General features: G+C 73.5%; 10 protein-coding genes and 2 pseudogenes. 4 read left to right on the forward strand and 8 right to left on the reverse strand.

Translation table 11 applies throughout. The features are described from left to right. Positions 1-5 precede the first annotated feature (5 nt). On the forward strand, positions 6-3773 hold the full coding sequence (locus tag ABT093_RS27935) for a SpaA isopeptide-forming pilin-related protein (RefSeq protein WP_350569159.1): 3768 nt from the start codon (positions 6-8) through the stop codon (positions 3771-3773). Between the two features lie 90 nt (positions 3774-3863). Here the strand turns inward: ABT093_RS27935 and ABT093_RS27940 are convergent, their stop codons facing one another. Both ABT093_RS27940 and ABT093_RS27945 read right to left on the reverse strand, forming a co-directional pair. Further along, positions 3864-4523, reverse strand: a complete 660-nt coding sequence (locus tag ABT093_RS27940) for a ThuA domain-containing protein (protein ID WP_350569161.1) — start codon at positions 4521-4523, stop codon at positions 3864-3866. A 320-nt stretch (positions 4524-4843) separates the two neighbouring features. Continuing rightward, a complete protein-coding gene (locus ABT093_RS27945; protein ID WP_350569163.1) occupies positions 4844-6058 on the reverse strand; it encodes a pyridoxal phosphate-dependent aminotransferase in 1215 nt (404 codons plus the stop codon). Positions 6059-6155: 97 nt separating this feature from the next. Between ABT093_RS27945 and ABT093_RS27950 the strand changes: the two are divergent. Then, positions 6156-6506 (forward strand): annotated as a pseudogene (locus ABT093_RS27950) (winged helix-turn-helix transcriptional regulator); the annotation flags it as partial. A 327-nt stretch (positions 6507-6833) separates the two neighbouring features. Here ABT093_RS27950 and ABT093_RS27955 read toward each other — a convergent pair. Both ABT093_RS27955 and ABT093_RS27960 read right to left on the reverse strand, forming a co-directional pair. Further along, positions 6834-8495, reverse strand: coding sequence for a hypothetical protein (locus ABT093_RS27955; protein WP_350569164.1), 1662 nt, complete (start codon positions 8493-8495; stop codon positions 6834-6836). 390 nt (positions 8496-8885) lie between these two features. Beyond that, a complete protein-coding gene (locus ABT093_RS27960; protein WP_350569165.1) occupies positions 8886-10547 on the reverse strand; it encodes a DUF2079 domain-containing protein in 1662 nt (553 codons plus the stop codon). 231 nt (positions 10548-10778) lie between these two features. On the opposite strand from ABT093_RS27960, the gene ABT093_RS27965 reads away from it, so the two are divergent. Continuing rightward, on the forward strand, positions 10779-11690 hold the full coding sequence (locus ABT093_RS27965; RefSeq protein WP_502884336.1) for a pentapeptide repeat-containing protein: 912 nt from the start codon (positions 10779-10781) through the stop codon (positions 11688-11690). A gap of 87 nt (positions 11691-11777) precedes the next feature. Next, positions 11778-12165, forward strand: a pseudogene (locus ABT093_RS27970) (hypothetical protein); the annotation flags it as partial. A gap of 44 nt (positions 12166-12209) precedes the next feature. On the opposite strand, the gene ABT093_RS27975 reads toward ABT093_RS27970, so the two are convergent. The 4 genes from ABT093_RS27975 to ABT093_RS27990 form a co-directional block, all read right to left on the reverse strand. Beyond that, positions 12210-12815, reverse strand: coding sequence for a hypothetical protein (locus tag ABT093_RS27975; protein ID WP_350569169.1), 606 nt, complete (start codon positions 12813-12815; stop codon positions 12210-12212). Then, entirely contained in the window at positions 12812-14134 is a 1323-nt protein-coding gene (locus ABT093_RS27980; protein WP_350569171.1) for a DUF7224 domain-containing protein, read from the reverse strand. The genes ABT093_RS27975 and ABT093_RS27980 overlap by 4 nt, the downstream gene beginning before the upstream one ends. A gap of 2 nt (positions 14135-14136) precedes the next feature. Next, a complete protein-coding gene (locus ABT093_RS27985) occupies positions 14137-14952 on the reverse strand; it encodes an ATP-binding cassette domain-containing protein (RefSeq protein WP_350569173.1) in 816 nt (271 codons plus the stop codon). A 125-nt stretch (positions 14953-15077) separates the two neighbouring features. After that, positions 15078-15506 carry a hypothetical protein gene (locus tag ABT093_RS27990; protein ID WP_350569174.1) on the reverse strand — a complete coding sequence of 143 codons (429 nt, stop codon included), beginning with the start codon at positions 15504-15506 and terminating at the stop codon, positions 15078-15080. Positions 15507-15749 lie beyond the last annotated feature (243 nt).

Consider the following 15749-nt stretch of genomic DNA (forward strand, 5'->3'; position numbering starts at 1 on the left):
CGACTATGGCTTCCCTCAACCGCTTGTTCGACCGCGTCCGCCGAAAGGCAGCCGCCCTGGCACTGCCGTGCACCATCGTGTCGGCCCTCGTCCCGGTCCTCGCGCTCGGTCCCGGCGCCGCCCCCGCCGCGGCCGCGACCCTTCCGGGCGGGCTGGGGCCCTGCGTCCCCGGCAGCTGCCCCGACCCCTTCCCCCCGATCAGCAACGGCCCGATCGCGGGCCGGGACAACGGGATCAACATCTTCGTCGGCTCCGACTTCCTCGTCCGCGGCCGCGCCGCCGAGGCCGAGGGCCGCGTCGTCGTCCTCAACACCTTCGACCAGGCCAAGGACGTCGGGGGCAGCTCCATCTACAACATCGGCATCGTCGGTGCGGGCTCCCGGGTCCCACCGCCGGACGGGGCCGACTTCCTCACCACCGGCGGCAACGTCACCATCGCGAGCGGTCAGACCCTGGTGGCCGAGGGCGGTGTCGTCCGGCACGCCGGCACCGTCACCGGCACCGTGACCGGCACCCTCGTCCAGGACCCCAACGCCGTCCAGCCGTACGCCGCCCTGCGTGACCAGCTCTCCACCGCCTCCGACTGCTACGCCCGGGTCAACGGCCTGCCGCGCACGCCGACCGGCATCGCGGTGAACGCGGGCTTCGAGACCCTGTTCACCGGTGACGGCGTGTCCTCGCTCCAGGTGTTCAACGTCGACTTCGACCTCACCGGCGTCGGCGGCGGCCAGCAGGGCATCGCCTTCGCCAACATCCCGGCGGGCGCCACCATCCTGGTCAACCTGACCGGCGCCGCCCGGACCATCAACACCTTCAGCGGCGACATCGCCGACGCCGACCCGCTGAACGCCTACCGCGAGCGCCTGCTGTGGAACTTCCCCGACGCCACCACGGTCACCCTGGCCGGCACCGGCCAGTTCCAGGGCAGCATCCTGGTCGGCGAGCAGTCCTCGCAGACCACGGTCACCCTGCCCGGCGTCAACGGCCGCGTCTTCACCACCGGCGGGCTCACCCACACCAGCTCGCCCACCGGCGGCGGTGGCCAGGAGTTCCACGCCTACCCCTTCGACGGCAACCTGCCCGACTGCGCCGTCGCCCCGGTGACCGGCGAGGTGCGGGTGCTGAAGACGGACGCGGTGACGGGCGCTCCGCTCGCGGGCGGTGTGTTCGAGCTGTGGCAGGAGACCAACAGCATCCCCGGTCTCCAGACCACGGGCGTCACCCCCGACACCCAGGTGGGTGCGGCCTGCACCACCGGAGCGGACGGCATCTGCCGTCAGACGGTGCCGCTCGGCACCTACTACTGGCGGGAGACCGCCGCACCACCCGGCTACCTGCTGCCGGTCGATCCGGTCTTCGGCCCGCTGATCCTGACGGACCTGAACGCCCCCGCGGGTGTGCAGGTGACGGCCCCGGACATCCCGGCGCCGGCGGTGACCGGTGAGGTGCGGGTGCTGAAGACGGACTCGGTGACGGGTGCGCCGCTCGCCGGTGGCGTGTTCGAGCTCTGGGAGGAGACGAACGGCATCCCCGGTCTGCAGACCAACGGCATCCTCCCCGACACCCAGGTGGGTGCGGCCTGCACCACCGGTGCGGACGGTCTCTGCACCCGCACGGTGCCGGTCGGGATCTACTACTGGCGGGAGACCGCCGCGCCTCCCGGCTACGTGCTTCCGGCCGATCCGGTGTTCGGTCCGCTGACCCTCACCCCGCTGAACGCGGCGGAGGGCGTGCAGGTCACCGCTCCCGACGTCGCGCAGGCGCCGGTGACGGGTGAGGTGCGGGTGCTGAAGACGGACGCGGTGACCGGTCTGCCGCTCGCGGGCGGTGTGTTCGAGCTGTGGGAGGAGACGAACGGGATTCCCGGTCTCCAGACGAACGGCGTGAACCCGGACACGCAGGTGGGTGCGTCCTGCACCACCGGTGCGGACGGCCTTTGCACCCGCACGGTGGATGTGGGGACGTACTACTGGCGGGAGACCGCCGCGCCTCCCGGGTACGTGCTGCCGGTGGACCCGGTGTTCGGCCCGCTGGTCCTGACCGAGGCCAATGCTTCCCAGGGCGTCCAGGTGACGGCCCCGGACGTCCTGGCACCGGCGGTGACCGGTGAGGTGCGGGTGCTGAAGACGGACTCGGTGACGGGTGCGCCGCTCGCGGGCGGTGTGTTCGAGCTGTGGGAGGAGACCAATGGCATCCCTGGTCTCCAGACCACGGGCGTGAACCCGGACACGCAGGTGGGTGCGTCCTGCACCACCGGTGCGGACGGTCTGTGCACCCGCACGGTGGATGTGGGGACGTACTACTGGCGGGAGACCGCCGCGCCTCCCGGGTACGTGCTGCCCGCGCAGCCGGTGTTCGGTCCGCTGGTCCTGACGCCGGTCAACGCGGCGGAGGGTGTGCAGGTCACCGCTCCCGACGTCGCGCAGGCGCCGGTGACGGGTGAGGTGCGGGTGCTCAAGACGAACTCAGAGACCGGTGCTCCGTTGGCCGGTGGTGTGTTCGAGCTGTGGGAGGAGACCAATGGCATCCCTGGTCTCCAGACCACGGGCGTGAACCCGGACACGCAGGTGGGTGCGGCCTGCACCACGGGTGCGGACGGTCTTTGCGCCCGCACGGTGGATGTGGGGACGTACTACTGGCGGGAGACCGCCGCGCCTCCCGGGTACGTGCTGCCCGCGCAGCCGGTGTTCGGTCCGCTGGTGCTGACGCCGGAGAACGCCTCGGCCGGTGTGCAGGTGACCGCTCCCAACGTCCCGCAGGCGCCGGTGACCGGTGAGGTGCGGGTGCTGAAGACGGACGCGGTGACGGGTGCGCCGCTCGCGGGCGGTGTGTTCGAGCTGTGGGAGGAGACGAACGGGATTCCCGGTCTCCAGACCACGGGCGTGAATCCGGACACGCAGGTGGGTGCGTCCTGCACCACCGGTGCGGACGGTCTGTGCCGTCGGACGGTGGATGTCGGTTCCTACTACTGGCGGGAGACCGCCGCGCCTCCCGGGTACGTGCTGCCCGCGCAGCCGGTCTTCGGCCCGCTGGTGCTGACGCCGGAGAACGCCTCGGCCGGTGTCCAGGTCACGGCCGCCGACGCTCCGCAGGCGCCGGTGACGGGTGAGGTGCGGGTGCTCAAGACGGATGCCGAGACGGGTGCGCCGCTCGCGGGTGGTGTGTTCGAGCTGTGGGAGGAGACCAATGGGATTCCCGGTCTCCAGACCACGGGCGTGAATCCGGACACGCAGGTGGGTGCGTCCTGCACCACCGGTGCGGACGGTTTCTGCCGTCGGACGGTGGATGTCGGTTCCTACTACTGGCGGGAGACCGCCGCGCCTCCCGGGTACGACCTGCCGGCCGAGCCGGTCTTCGGCCCGCTGGTGCTGACCCCGGCCAACGCCCAGGCGGGAGTCCAGGTCACCGCCCGTGACTGCCCGTCGCCGAAGCCGCCGGGGCACGGCTCGATCCACCTGACCAAGAAGGACGCCAAGTCGGGCAGGCCGCTCGGCGGCGCCAGGTTCGAGCTGTGGCGGGAGGGCAACGGTGTCCCCGGTCTGCAGACCGGCGGCGCCAACCCGGACACCCGAGCGGGCGGCTGCACCACCGCCTCGGACGGCGGCTGCGACTTCGACCAGCTGCCGACCGGGCAGTACTACCTGCGGGAGACCGCCGCACCCAGCGGCTATCACCTCCCGCACGACCCGGTGACCGGCCCGATCCAGGTGAACGACGACGACTGTGTCACCGTCTCCCTCACCAACAAGAAGAAGGACGACCACGGCTGGTAAACGGCCGAACCGACGGACGGACCGCCCGGAGCAGCGCTGCCGCTCCGGGCGGTCCCGTTCGCGGCCGCCACGCCCCCGGCGCCCGGGGGCTCAGCCGAGCACGTGCCGCAGGCCGCCCAGCAGATGTCCGCGGAAGGCCCGGTCCGCGTACGCCTCGGGTGCGTGGCCGAGCGCGGTGTAGAAGGTCGGCACGCCGTCGTGCTCCCCGCACCAGGCGAGCGGGTGACGGTCGGCCAGACCCATCGCCGCGCCCGTGTAGTCGGCCTCGTCCACCGTGAGCAGCACCCGGACGCCGCGATCGCGCGGGTCCGAACGGAAGTCGTACCACTCGTCGGTCCACTCCCAGCGCCGCGGCAGGTGGGCGGTGGCCGGGTGGTCGGCGTCGGCGACCCGGACCGGTGCGGTCTGGATCGCCGGGTGCCGGTCGAAGCGGGCGCCGACCAGGCCCTCGAACCACGGCCACTCGTACGCCGTGCTGGACGCCGCGTGCACGCCCAGCCAGCCGTGACCGGCGGTCAGGTGGGCGCGCAGCGCGTCCTTCCCGGCCTCGTCGAGCACCGGGCCGCCGGTGGAGAGGAACACCACGGCGGCGTACCGGCGCAGGGCGGCGGGCCGGAAGACGGTCGGGTCCTCGCTGGCGTCGACGGTGAAGCCGTGCCGTTCGCCCAGCTCGCCCAGTGCGCGGGTGCCGTCGACGACCGAGGCGTGCGGGAAGCGGAGGTTGCGACGGTAGATCAGGATCCGGGCCATGGAGGACGATCCTGCCAGCCCCGGCCGCGCCGTCCGTGCCGGGGTCCCGGTCCGGGGCCGGGACCGCCGGCGGGGGCCGGGGCGGGGTGCTGCGCGGGGTCCGGCGGCGGCGTCTTTCGCCTGCGTACGGCTTTGCGGAGCCATGGTCGAACATTGGCGTTCGACTGACCGGCACGCCCGGTGCGTTCACCGCGCGGCCGTGTCCGGTCAGTGACGACGACGGCCACGGCGGAGGCTGGGGCTGGTAGCCCCGGCACCCGCCCGTCGTCAGCCCCCGCGAGGCCCGCCCGCGGGGGCTGACGACGGCCGCCGGGCCGGGGTCAGGCCTGGCGGTAGGTGGCGAGGAAGCGGCCGATGCGGTTGATGGCGGTCTCCAGGTCGTCGGCGCGGGGGAGGGTGACGAAGCGGAAGTGGTCGGGGCGGGGCCAGTTGAAGCCGGTGCCCTGGACGACGTGGATCTTCTCGCGGAGCAGCAGGTCGAGGACGAAGCGCTCGTCGTCGACGATGCGGTGGACGGCCGGGTCGAGCCTGGCGAAGGCGTAGAGCGCGCCGCGGGGCTTGACGCAGCTGACGCCGGGGATCTCGTTGAGGGCGCGGAAGGCGACGTCGCGCTGTTCGGTGAGGCGGCCGCCGGGCAGGACCAGGTCGTTGATGGACTGGTGGCCGCCGAGTGCGGCCTGGACGGCGTACTGGGACGGCACGTTGGGGCACAGCCGCATGCCGGAGAGCATGGTGAGGCCCTCCAGGTAGTCGCTCGCGTGCTGCTTGGGGCCGGAGACGACCAGCCAGCCGCTGCGGAAGCCGGCCACCCGGTAGGACTTGGAGAGGCCGTTGAAGGTGAGGGTGAGCACGTCGTCGGCCAGCGCGGCCAGGCAGTGGTGCTCGACGCCGTCGTAGAGGATCTTGTCGTAGATCTCGTCGGCCAGCACCATCAGCTGGTGGCGGCGGGCGAGGTCGAGGATGCCCTCCAGCAGTTCCTTCGGGTAGACCGCGCCGGTGGGGTTGTTGGGGTTGATGACCACGATCGCCTTGGTGCGGGCGGTGATCTTCGCGGCGATGTCGTCCAGGTCGGGGAACCAGTCCGCCTGCTCGTCGCAGGCGTAGTGCACCGCCTTGCCGCCGGCCAGCCGGACCACCGCCGTCCACAGCGGGTAGTCGGGCATCGGGACGAGCACCTCGTCCCCGTCGTCCACCAGCGCGGTGACGGCCATCTGGATCAGCTCGGAGACGCCGTTGCCGAGGTAGACGTCGTTGACGTTCACGCCCTCGACGCCGCGCTGCTGGTAGTACTGCACGACCGCGCGGCGGGCCGGCAGGATGCCGCGCGAGTCGCTGTAGCCGTGCGCCCGGGGGAGGTTGCGGATGATGTCCTGGAGGATCTCCTCCGGCGCCTCGAAGCCGAACGTGGCCGGGTTGCCGGTGTTCAGCCGGAGCACGCTGTGCCCGGCCTCTTCCAGCGCGTTGGCCTGGTCGACCACCGGGCCGCGGATCTCGTAGCACACGTCATTCAGCTTGCTGGACTGCCGAAACTCCATCTGCGGCCTCCCGACCGTCACCCCGCGTCGATCCTGGTCGCTTTGTTCTACCAAGTATGTACTTGGAAAGTCCAACCTCTTGGCTATGCTGATCCACATGTCACGCCGAAGCTACGACCAGTACTGCGCCGTCGCCCGCGCCCTGGACGCGGTGGGGGAACGCTGGAGCCTCCTGATCGTCCGTGAACTCCTGGCCGGGCCGCGCCGCTACACCGACCTGCACGCCGACCTGCCCGGCGTCTCCACCGACATCCTCGCCGCGCGGCTCAAGCAGCTGGAGAGCGAGGGCGTCATCGAGCGCCGGCGCCTCGAACGGCCGGCCAACGCCACCGTCTACGAGCTGACCGCGCGGGGCGCCGCGCTGCGGCCGGTCGTGGCGGCGCTCGGCGTCTGGGGGCTCGACGCGCTGGGGGAGCAGCGGCCGACCGATGCCGTTCGAACGCATTGGATCACCGGCGTGGTGGAGGAGCCGGTGGAGGAGCCGGTGGAGGAGCCGGTGGGGGAGACGGCGGGAGTCTGACCGGCCCGGGAAACGCGCCCGGACCGCGGGGGCGCCCGTGTGGGAGGCGCCGCGCCCGCGGCCCGGAGTCTTCGGACGGTGAGGGGGTCGGTTGCCCCGCACCGAGACGTCGACGGTGGCGTTGCCGCCCGAGCCGCCGGCCCTGCCGACGTGTCCGACTCTGCCCGGCGCCGATAAACGGCGGATCGGCATCCGCTTGCCGTGGCCGTTGATCGGTCGTCGTTCGACTGGTGCCGGAGGCGAATGCGAGCCGGGTCACGGCCGTTGCGCGGCGGCCCCGGAGATGGCGGGCGGGATCGGTGTGCAGGTCTGATGCGGTGCGAACTTCGGACAACTGCCGTCAGGTAGCTGGCTGCTGTGTGCGACCCACGCCAGGAAACCGAGCGAGCGGTCGTTGGAGGGCATGAAGCGGTCGACCGTCGCCGAGCCTGCGAGCGCGAAGAACAGGGTCAGGGCGGCCAGCGCGGCACCGCCGGTACGCATGACGGATCCGGGCGCCGCCTGCGCCCGGGTGCGCTCGGACAGATGGCGTACCCCCAGGTGGGCGGCCATCACGACCATCACCAGGCAGCAGTAGAGAATCTCGGGGGAGGTCCGCGGGTACAGCTGGACGAGCTGGTCACGCTCCATGTGCGAGGCGAACCAGTAGCGGAGCAGGAAGGAGCCGACCATGAAGCAGCCGGCCACCTGGACGACCGGCAGCTCGGCGCCCAGCCCCAGCGACACGCCTGCACCGACCAGCAGGAGAATCACGAACACTCCGATACCACCCAGTTCGCCCGGAACCGGCCAGTCGGCATGGGTGTAGCCGCCCGGCAGGTCGCCGAGCCACATGGAGAAGTAGGCCGGGTCGGTCCTGGTGTCGAAGTACATGTACGAGTCGGGGGTTCCGGCGCCGGTCAGTAGGCGCAGCAGATACCTGCCGTCGAGCGCCAGGAAGACTGCTCCGGTGGCGGCCATGGTGAGTAGCGCCCTGACGGTGGCGCCCGAGCCATGACGTGAGACCCGTGCCAGTGTGACGGCCAGGCAGGCCAGCGCGCCCGGCGCGGACCAGACGAACCAGCCGGAGTAGCAGAGGAAGAGGACGGCGAAGACCGCGCCGGACGCGGCGCCCACCAGCAACGCGCCGTTGACCGAACGCCCGGCCGAATCGAGGAGTCGGCCCGTGAAGTATGCGAAAGCGGGGATCAGGACCAGCAGGACGATGTCGGCGTACGGCTTGTAGGCCGTGCAGAGCGGGAACACCGGGGCCACGCCGATCGCCAGTGCCCACACCGGCGGGAGCAGCAGGCGCCAGGCGAGGTAGACGACCGGGCCGGCCAGGGCGGTCAGGAGCACCGTCAGGGTCTTCATCGCGGCGCCCGGCTGTCCCGGGTCGAAGAACCGGGTCCAGTAGCTGAGCAGGTAGGGGAAGAGCGGAGGATAGACGTCGGGGATCGGTTGGCCGTGTTGGATCAGTACGGACCACTTCTCCAGTTCCCCGGCGTCGCCCCAGAAGCCGAACAGTGGCCAGGGGGTGCCCCGCAACGCCACGACGATGCCGCCGGCGTAGAGGCCCGAGGCAAGCCCCGCAACCGACGCGCAGGCCAACCGCAGGCCTGCGGCCGGGGAGAGCTTGCGACTGACGGCCCACCAGCCGAGCGCCAGCACCATGGCGATCAGGATGAACCGGAACTGGAGAGCGGCCAGTCCGCTGACCTGGCCGACCCGGGTCGTCGGGTTCACCGTGATGGTCCTGCTGACGACGACGAACCCGAAGGCCACCGCTACGGCCAGTGCGGCCTCCAGGACTGCGAGGCTCCCCGGCGCGCCGATGAGTCGCTTCGGTAACAGCGGCGCGCCGGACCGGGCCGAGACCGGCGGGTGGACCGTGGTGTCGGCGTCGACGCCCAGGGACGCCTGCCGTGGCGGGGGCATGGGCATGTCTTTCTCTGAGCCTTCTCATCTGTGTCGAATGACATACGATCGGCCGAATATCGGGTATGTGCACCGCAGGTACCGGAGGGGGGCGGTCATCCGCGGCCGGCTCTTCCGGCGAACAGGCTCCAAGGGCCCTGCAATCGCGTCCGCCATGCCCACACCCGGTCCAACCGCCACAACCCGGTACAGGGCACGCCGCAGACGCACAGGCCATCCGATCCAGTGAGTAGCCGCCGCTTCCCTGCCGCGGTCTTCCGTCCCGGCACCTCGCTCACGGGTTCGGGAACGCCGGGGACCGTCCGCACAGGCAACCGGGACGGCCGTCCGACCCGAGTGGCGCGGAGCGGGGCGGTGGTACGCGATGCGCTGCCGCTTCCGGGCCGGGCGTCAGCCGCGGAAGAGGTTGTGACCCACGTCCGACGGCACCTCGTCCTGGTACGGCGTGGCGTCCGGCCCGGGCACGTGCTCGCCGGGGACCGGCTCGGTGCCCTCCCGGTGCAGCAGGTACACGCCGTCCTGCGACCAGACCGTCCGGTACCCGTGCGCCAGCAGCAGCTCGATCCTGGCCGCCTGCTCCCGGTCGGTCCGGAACGGGAAGGACCGCTTGTCCGCGCGGATCAGCACGTACTCGCGCCCGCGCGGCTTCTCGTCGACCAGCACCACGTCCGCGCGGGCGGTCAGCCTCGGCGCCGCCTGGTTGTCGGCCTCGACGGAGGCGCCGTCCGGGACCAGCGCCGCGCCGCGCTGCAGCGCCGCCTCGCTCGCCTTCAGCTGCCAGTAAGCCGGGACGAAGAGGTTCGCCACCCCGAGCGGCAGCGCGGCCGCGACGGTCACGGCCGCCGCCGCCACACCGAGCCGGCGGGTCAGCGCGCGGTCGTGGCAGCGGCCCAGCACCTCCAGCGCGGCGACCAGCAGGATCGGCCAGAGGAACGCGTCGTAGTGCCGGGCGATCGACCAGTGGTTCGGGTTGCTGGACAGCACCCGCTCGGCGAGCAGCGGGAGGGCGAGCAGCACGGTCGCGGAGCGCACCGGGAGGAGGAACAGGGTGCCGAAGGTCCAGAGCAGCAGCAGCGGCTTCAGCGGGGCGTCGAAGAGCGTCGAGACCAGGAGGGCCGGGTCGGCCAGCACGTTGGCGACCGCCGAGCCGCCGTCCTCGCCCAGCGCTTGGTAGTTCCAGTAGTAGCCGGGCACCCCGCCCATCGCCGGGACCAGCTTCGCGATCGCCACCGCCGAGGCGAGCGGGCCGCCGATCAGCAGGCCCAGCCCCCAGCGGACGGCCGGACGGCGCCGCTCGCGGTCCGGCTCGCGGCGCGCCCGCAGCAGCAGGACCAGGCCGTACGCGCCGACCGCCAGGCCCATGTCCTCCTTGGTGCAGCACAGCAGCAGGCCGGCCAGCGCGGACGCCCAGTACTGCCGGGCCATCCCGCGCTCCAGCATCAGCAGCGTGAGCGGCACGGCGAACGCCACCTCGTGGAACCCGCCGCGCGAGGCCACCAGCAGCGGCCAGCCCAGCCCGTAGGCGAGGGCGGCCAGGTCGGTGGCCCGGCGGGTGGTGCGGGGGGCGGCGCCGGCGAAGCAGCGGGCGGCGATCCGGCGGATCAGCGGCACGCCGGCGGCGAAGCAGAGCGCCTGGCCGACGAGCAGGGAGCGCGGGTCGTCCCAGAGCCAGTAGAGCGGCGCCATCAGCGCGATCACCGGCGAGAAGTGGTCGCCGAGGAGCGAGAAGCCGGGCGGGAACTCGTGGTGGTAGCTCTTCAGCGTCGACACGGGCAGGCCGAAGTGCGCGTAGCCGCGCACGCCCTGGTCGAAGATCCCGAGGTCGAAGCCACCGAGCTGGAGGGTGGTCCACTGCTGGAGGCCGATCGCCAGGCAGACCGCGAAGCAGAGCAGGGTGAACGCGACGGTGCGGGCGCGGGCCGGCAGGCGCGGCGCGGGCGGCTCCCCGGCGGCGGGCCGCGCGGTGGCCGCGGCGTCCCCTGCGACCTCGGGGTTCTCGGGGTCCTCGGGGTCCTCGGTGTCCGGGTACGGCGCCACGTCGTGCCGGGACATGCCTTGGTTCCTCCGCTGGTGCTGTGCTCTGGTGCCGCTCGCGCCGACGCTGCTCGTGCCGTGCTCGTGCCGTGCCCGTACTCGTGTCGTGCTCGGCCGACCACACTAACCGACGGCCGTTCCGGGGCGGGTCGGTACGCTCTACAGCTGCACCACCGCACCACCGCACCACCGCACCACCGCACCGCCGCACCGCACCGCACCGCACCGCCGCACCGGAGGAACACCAGCATCGTGAGCGTCCCGAGTCTCAACCTCGTCTCCGACTGCGGGAGCTGCTTCGGGCTGTGCTGCGTCGCGCTGCCGTTCGCCGCCGGTACCGACTTCGCCGTGAACAAGGCGGCCGGCACCCCCTGCCGCAACCTGGGCACGGACTTCACCTGCGGCATCCACGAGCGGCTGCGGGACACCGGGTTCCCCGGCTGCACGGTGTACGACTGCTTCGGGGCCGGTCAGCACGTCTCCCAGGTCACCTTCGGCGGGCGCAGCTGGCGCGAGGCGCCGGAGAGCGCCGCGACGATGTTCGAGGTGTTCCCGGTGGTGCGGCAGCTGCACGAGCTGCTCTGGTACCTCGCGGAGGCGCTGACCTTCGCTCCGGCCCGCCCCGTGCACGGGGAGCTGGGCCGGGCGCTGGAGGAGACCGAGCGGCTGGCCGCGGGCACGCCGGAGGAGATCCTGGCGGTCGACGTGCCCGCGCACCGGCAGGCGGTGGCCGAGCTGCTGCTCAGGGCGAGCGAGCTGGTCCGGGCCGCCGTGCCGCGCCGGGCGGAGCACCGGGGCGCGGACCTGTTCGGCGCCCGGCTGCGCGGGGCCGACCTTCGTGGGGCCAACCTGCGGGGCGCGCTGCTGGTCGCGGCGGACCTGGCCGGGGCGGACCTGCGACTCGCCGACCTGGTCGGCGCTGACCTGCGGGACGCCAACCTGGCGGGCGCCGACCTCACCGAGGCGCTGTTCCTCACCCAGGCGCAGCTCAACGCGGCCCGCGGCGACGCCGCCACCCGGCTCCCGGCGGCGCTGCAGCGCCCCGCCCACTGGCCCGACACGGCCGAGGCCCTGCCCCCGGCACCCGGTGGCGGCCGCGCGCCACGCACCTCCCGCAAGCCCCAGAGCGGCGGCCGCTCGGGCCGGCCCCGCCGCCGCTGAGCCGCGCGGGGGGCGGGCGGCGCCCAAGGCGTGTCTCTTTGATGGGCTGAGCAGTTGATCGGATGTGTCTGTCCGGTTGGTGATCAGCGCACGTGGTCGCCGGGGCGTGACCTGCCGGAGGAGCCGGGGCCGTTCCAGACCGCGCACAAGCGGTTGCCGCGGTGGGCGGTCGACGGCACGTGGCGGCGGGTCTTCGCCGCCGTCCTGGCCGAGGCGGACGCGGCGGACGACATCGGCTGGACCGCTCCGCACGCGCATCCCGCAGCCGGTGGACCGGATCCGCAACCGACTGCGGCGCGGCTCACGCGGAGGCCGTCCGCCCGGCTTCGACCCCGCGGCCCACAAGCAACGGAACACGGTCGAGCGATGGATCGGCCGCCTGAAGCAGTGGCGCGGCCTGGCCATGCGCACCGACGAACTCGCCATCGCCTACCAGGCCGCACTCCACCTCGCAGCCATCCTCATCCGGTCCCGCAGACAACCAGAGAGACGGGCCTTGGGGCGGGCCGCCCGGCGCGGTCACCCGGTCAGGAGCTGCGCCACCACGGGCGGGCGCCGGCGGGCCAGGGCGCAGACCGTGCCGGCGAGCAGCAGCAGACCGACGGCGGCGAGTGCGACCGGCGACCCGGCCGGGTGCAGCGGCCAGGCCCACGGTCGCGGGTGGCCGTCCGGGTACCAGCCCGCGGCCGAGCAGAGCAGCGGGACGGCGGCGAGCGCGGCGGCGGCCGGGCGGTGGCCCATCAGGGGGTGGAACAGCAGCGCGAGGCCGAGGTAGCCGGCGATGTTGCGGGCCAGTACCACGGCGAGCACCCCCTGCCCGGCCGCGTGGGCGAGACCGCCGCACGCCGTCCCGACGGCCGCGAGGGCGAGCGCGAGCCCGACGTCCAGGCCGCGCAGGAACCGTGCGGAGACCGTCTCGGCGCGCAGGTCGCCCCGGCCGAGCCCGTACAGCAGGAACACCGCCGGGAGCAGGGTGATCACGTGCGCGAGGAGGAAGTGGCCGGCCTGTCCGCGCAGGGCGGGCACCGGCAGCTCGCCGTCCCCGACCAGCAGGCCGACGGCGAAGGTCCCGGCGAGGACGGCCGCCAGCGCCGGTACCGCGCGCGCCTTGCACCACCAGATCACCGCTCGCCCCCCGCGGAGGACGCCTCGGGGCGCGGGACCGGCGGGGGCAGGGTGCCGCAGTCGGCCAGGGCCGCCGCCGTGGCGCGGTACCAGGCGAGCTGCGTCCCGTCGGGCAGCCGGAGCAGCTGGGCGGCGCGGGCGGCGTCGGCCTCGGTGACGCGGCCGCCGACCGGGGCGGCCGCGCCCGGTATGCCGGCCGCGCCCTGCGGACCGGCCGCGTCCGCGCGGGCCGTGAGCCAGGCGGCTGCCGTGCCGGCGGCGGCCGCGGCCGGGTAGGGGTCGCCGCGGCGGGCGCAGTCCGGGACGCGCGGCAGCAGGCCGCCGACCACGGCGGGGGCGACGTCCTGCGGCCGGGCGTCGGTCGGGACGCCGAGTCCGGCCTCGCCCGGTCCGGGCCGCCCGGCCATGGTGAACACCTCCGGAACGGCGATGCCCTGGCCGGCGAGGCCGTCCGCGACCCGCCGGACCTCGGCGCGGACCACGGCCGCGCGGGCGCCGCCGAGCTCCGGCCAGAGGCAGACGCGCGGTCGTTCCCGGTCGCAGACCAGGGCGGCGGCGGACCGGGCGCGCACCGGCTCGGGGCCGAGGTCGCGCACGGTCCAGCCGCCCACCGCCGTGCCGCCCGCCGTGACCGCCAGCGCGGCGGCGACGGCGAGCAGGGTGCCGCGCCCGCGGATCAGCAGCACGACCGCCGCGCAGACGGCGCCGGAGAAGACCAGCGAGCCGACCACCGCCCGCCCGTCCAGCACCTGGTCCACGGCGCAGCAGTCGGACAGCCCGCCGCCGACCAGGTGCCGTGGCCAGTAGGTGTCGAACGCGGCGGGGTAGGCGTTCAGCACGAAGCTGCTGACGAGTGTGAGCGGGACGGCGACCACCGGCGCCAGCACCCGGCCGACGACCGAGCCGACCAGGGTGTTGGCGAGCAGCAGTCCGGCCCAGACGGCGAGCACACCGGGCTGCGGGACGCCGTCCGCGGTGCCGCCGGCCAGCGCGGTGGTGCCGAGCGCGGCGGCCATGCCGAGCGCGCCCATCACGGCCACCGGCAGCAGCACCGGCGCGGTGATGGCCGGTGCGGAGCGGACCGGCGAGCGGCCGAACACCCCGCCCCGGTGCAGCCGTCCGCCCTCCCACGCGCCGCAGGCGGCGCAGGCCGCGCAGGCGAACGGCAGCGCGAGGCTGGCGTGCCCGGCGGCGGCGAGCCCGTAGGCGGGGGTGACCCAGGAGGTCAGCTCGTCGCCGAGCGCGAACAGGACGAAGCCGAGCAGGAACGGCAGCGTCCGGGTGGCGGCCGAGACCCGGAGCACGGTGCGCAGCAGCATGGTCACGTCTCCCGTTCGATCAGGCGCGCGTACGCCGCCTCGGCGCTCGCCGGGCCGGTTCCGCCATCGGTCCCGCCACCGGCCCCGTCCGCGCCACCGGCCCCGTCGGCGCCGCCGGGTCCGGGGATCCGGCGGCCGGCCGCCAGGGCGTGGAACTCCTCGGTGGCGCCCTGGAAGCGGACCCGGCCGCGGTCCAGCACCACCACCTGCCGGTACGTCCCGGCGAGGTCCTCGGTCTGGTGGGTGGAGACGACGACGCTCACCTCGCCCGTCAACTCCTCGACCAGGGAACGGAACACCGCTCGCTGGGTGGGGTCGAGCCCGGCGGTGGGCTCGTCCATCAGGATCAGCTCGCTGTGGTGGGCGAGGCAGCCGGCGATGCCCATCCGGCGCAGCTGGCCGCCGGAGAGCTGGTGGCCGGCCCGGTCGGCGAGCCCGGCCAGGCCGACCCGGGCGAGCGCCCCGGCCGAGGCCTGCCAGGCGGCGGTGCGCGACATGCCCTTCAACCAGCCGCAGTAGGCGACCTGTTCGCGCACGTTGAGCCCGGGGACCGGGGTGATCTGCTGCGGCAGCCAGGCCACCGCGCGCCGGTAGGCGGCCCGGTCGCCGTTGCCCGAGGCCGGGTTGACACCGCGCCAGGTGACCTGACCCCGGCGCGGGCTCAACTGGGAGGCGGCGAGGGCCATGAGGGTGGACTTGCCGGCGCCGTTGGGGCCGAGCAGCACGGTGGCCGGGTGGTCGATCCGCAGGTCGAACCCGGTGAACAGGAGCGCCTTCCGGCTGTACTGGAAGTCGATGCGGTGGAATTCAAGGGCCATGGAGGGGTCGACGCATTTCGCTCGGAAGGGGTGCGGTGGTGCCGGCGGGCGGGAACGCGTCCGCCGGCACCGCGGCCGGGGCGGGGCGGGTCGAGGGGCGGGCGAGACGGGGCGAGGCGGGGGCGTCAGTAGCGGGTGGTCACGGTGTCCACCCAGAGCTTGTCGCCGCTGCGCACGCCCTCCAGCGCGAAGTAGTAGTCGCCGGAGCTCTGGTCGCCCCAGCTGGAGGTGTCGCAGTGGTTGGAGCGGTGGCCGTAGGCCTTGTCGGGGCCGAAGACGTCCTTGTAGAGCTGGAGGGCGGCGTCCTTGAAGTCGTTGGTGCTGGTCGCGCAGCCCTGGAAGGTGACGGAGGTGACGACGTCGTCGCGGTCGCCGTCGGCCCAGCGGCGGGACTCCGAGCCGGGCCCCCACTTGCTGATGTGGGACGTCCAGGAGCCCTCGGCGAGGGCGGGGCCGGCGCCGGCGAAGCCGAGTAGCGCGGCGGCGACCAGAACGCTTCGCACGAGCGTGCGAGCGGCGCGGCGGGGGCGGTCGGCGGTGTTCTTTGCGTGCATGTTCCGTCCGATCATTTCGGTGACACCGCCGGGCGGGGCGGAGTCATGCAGGCAAAAGGAAAGGAGCGGAGGTCCGACCGAAACGGTCGTGGTCACCCGGTCGGCCGAGCCGCCGCGGGAATGACCTTAGCGTGCACGAACAGGTGCTCAGCACTATTTTTTTCGGCCATTCGGCCGAATGGGGCGGGGGAGTCGGGGCTTGGCAAGGGGCGGATCGACATTCGCCGGAAAATCCTGGATATC

This window comes from Kitasatospora sp. NPDC002551 (assembly GCF_040296005.1).
GTDB lineage: Bacteria > Actinomycetota > Actinomycetes > Streptomycetales > Streptomycetaceae > Kitasatospora.

Coding starts and splice junctions, on each gene's coding strand:
- ABT093_RS27935 (WP_350569159.1), top strand. CDS start 6: ATGGCTTCCCTCAACCGCTTGTTCGACCGCGTCCGCCGAAAGGCAGCC.
- ABT093_RS27940 (WP_350569161.1), bottom strand. CDS start 4,523: ATGGCCCGGATCCTGATCTACCGTCGCAACCTCCGCTTCCCGCACGCC.
- ABT093_RS27945 (WP_350569163.1), bottom strand. CDS start 6,058: ATGGAGTTTCGGCAGTCCAGCAAGCTGAATGACGTGTGCTACGAGATC.
- ABT093_RS27955 (WP_350569164.1), bottom strand. CDS start 8,495: ATGCCCCCGCCACGGCAGGCGTCCCTGGGCGTCGACGCCGACACCACG.
- ABT093_RS27960 (WP_350569165.1), bottom strand. CDS start 10,547: ATGTCCCGGCACGACGTGGCGCCGTACCCGGACACCGAGGACCCCGAG.
- ABT093_RS27980 (WP_350569171.1), bottom strand. CDS start 14,134: ATGCTGCTGCGCACCGTGCTCCGGGTCTCGGCCGCCACCCGGACGCTG.
- ABT093_RS27985 (WP_350569173.1), bottom strand. CDS start 14,952: ATGGCCCTTGAATTCCACCGCATCGACTTCCAGTACAGCCGGAAGGCG.
- ABT093_RS27990 (WP_350569174.1), bottom strand. CDS start 15,506: ATGCACGCAAAGAACACCGCCGACCGCCCCCGCCGCGCCGCTCGCACG.